At 72.3% G+C, this 2,201-nt stretch carries 2 protein-coding genes and 1 pseudogene; all 3 read left to right on the forward strand.

Going from position 1 to position 2,201, the window contains the following annotated elements:
- Positions 1–1,645 (forward strand): FtsK/SpoIIIE domain-containing protein (locus tag ACFQ6N_RS40340; protein WP_380659132.1); only part of this gene is annotated, 1,645 nt, incomplete at its 5' end.
- Positions 1,642–1,839, forward strand: a complete 198-nt coding sequence (locus ACFQ6N_RS40345; protein WP_380659133.1) for a hypothetical protein — start codon at positions 1,642–1,644, stop codon at positions 1,837–1,839. The genes ACFQ6N_RS40340 and ACFQ6N_RS40345, both read left to right, overlap by 4 nt.
- 2 nt (positions 1,840–1,841) lie before the next feature.
- Positions 1,842–2,201: pseudogene (locus tag ACFQ6N_RS40350) on the forward strand (DUF2637 domain-containing protein); the annotation flags it as partial.

The raw sequence follows: 2,201 nt of genomic DNA on the forward strand, positions 1-2,201 counted from the left end.
CTCCAGCCGCTCGTCGGCCAGGGCCGCGCTCAAGGCGGCGAAGAAGAACTACCCCGACACCCTGACGAGCGTGGCGGTCCGCGCACACGCCGCGCACCTGGTCCCGGCCGGGTTCGCGTCCTGGGCGCTCTCGACTCCGGCGGACTGGGCGACGTGGCCCGCGTCGCTCTCGATCGCGGTCGCCGCCGCGAACGCGGGCGCGCTGTGGCTCGGTCGGCGCTCGGTCACGGTCACAGTCGACGACGCGCTGTCGGCCGAGGAACGGCGGCTCGCCTCCCGCCTCGACCCGACGTACTGGGTCCAGCATGCCGACGAGCGGGGCCTGTCGGGCACCGTCCCGACCCCGGTCGAGATCACTCCGGCCGGGCTCGTCACCCACGTGCGGCTCGACGCGAAGTGGACCCCCGCCGGGTTCAAGGCCAAGCACGCGGAGATCCGGGCCCTGCTCGGTGCCCGGACGGACCTCCGCATGGAGATCAAGGCGGGCTCGCACGGCGACCGGGCCACGATCACGCTGCGGACCCGCAACGCCGCTGCGGACGCTGACCTGTCCGGCTGGAAGCCCGGCGACCCGTGGGGCGTCGACACCGTCACCGGGGAGGCCGTGCACGTGCCGCTGGGGCGGCGCGTGATGGTCGCGGGCACGTCCGGCTCCGGCAAGAGCTGGAGCACCCGGGCCCTGCTCGCGGCTGCGTCGGAGACCGAGGATCACCGCCTGGTCGTCATCGACCCGAAGCGGGTGGAGGCGATCAACTGGGAGCACCGCGCCCGTACGGCGATCACCCCGGAGGACGTCCTCGACGTCACCGACGAGCTGTACGCGGAGATGGTCGAGCGCGAGCAGCTCATCCCTCGGGGCGAGGACGTGATCCAGATTTCCGCCCGGCGGCCCCGGATCACGGTGTTCGTCGACGAGGGCGCGGAGGTCATCGCCATGTCGAAGAAGGAGCGGGCCCGGGGCACCAAGGACGAGCCGGGTGACCCGGACTGGGGCCGAATCATCGAGAACCTGCGGTCGCTCGCCCGCCGGGCCCGGGCGGCGGAAATCATCCTGGTGTGGGCGACGCAGAAGCCGACCATGTCCGGTGAGGGCCACGGCATCGACTCGCAGATCGCGGGCCAGATCACCTACCGGGCCTCGCTCGCGCTCTCCAGCGCCAGCGAGTCGCAGGTGGTGTTCGGGTCGGACGCGCACGAGAAGGGCTGGCACGCCCACGAACTGCCGATGCCGGGCTACGCGCTGCTGCGGTCGCACCCCAAGGCCAAGCCGCACCACATCCGTACGCGGGCCATGTCGCCCAGGGACGTGATCGGCCTCCCCGCCCGCCCGGTCTGGACCCGCGCCGCAGGAGTGCCGGCCGCGCAGCCGGAGGCGGAGCGGCCTGCACTCCGACTCGTCCAGGACGAAGCCGCGGTGACCAAGTCCGCTCCGGCGGCCCCGGCCGCCGAGCCGGTCACCAACAGGGACCGAGTCCTGGACGCGGTCCGCGACGGCGCACGCACCAACCGGGACATCGTCGACCGGACGGAGCTCAACAAGGGCACGGTCAGCAAGCTCGTCAAGGCGCTGACCGAGTCGGGCGAGCTGGTCAAGGACCCGGGCGCCGGGCTCATCCTCGGTGGCCCCCAGGAGGCGACGGCATGAGCGTCACTCAGGAAGGCATCGATCGCGCCCTGATCACCGGACTCGCGGTGTTCGCCGCCTCGGTCGGCCTGTTCACGCTCGCCGGGCTGCTGCTTCTCGTCCTCCAGCTCGCCGCCGAAACGGCCCAGGCCTTGGCCGCCGCCGCTCCCGCCGGGATCGGACTCACCATCGCTCTGCGCCGGAAGGGGAAGTGACCATGAAGCTCTCGACACAGGCCGACATCGACGCGGCCGAGAAGGTGCTCCGCCTCTCCTGGGTGATCGTGTTCGGCGTGATCCTGTTCTCGGTGTTCACCGTGACGCCGCTGGTGGAGGCGTCCACCCCGGACGGGTGGAAGTGGTCGGCGCCGATCCTGCCGCTCGTCGTCGACGTGGCGGTCGTCATCTCGATCCGCGTGGACGCCATCGTGGCTCGCATGGGCGGCTCTACAAGCGGGTGGCCCGTCGCCCTGCGGGTGCTCACCGGCGGCGCGTCGGTCGCGCTCAACATCGGGCACAGCGCGCTCAAGGGCGACCTGGTCGGCGTCGGCGTGCACACGGCCGCTCCGGTGGTGCCC

Source organism: Kitasatospora sp. NPDC056446 (genome assembly GCF_042796115.1).
GTDB lineage: Bacteria > Actinomycetota > Actinomycetes > Streptomycetales > Streptomycetaceae > Kitasatospora.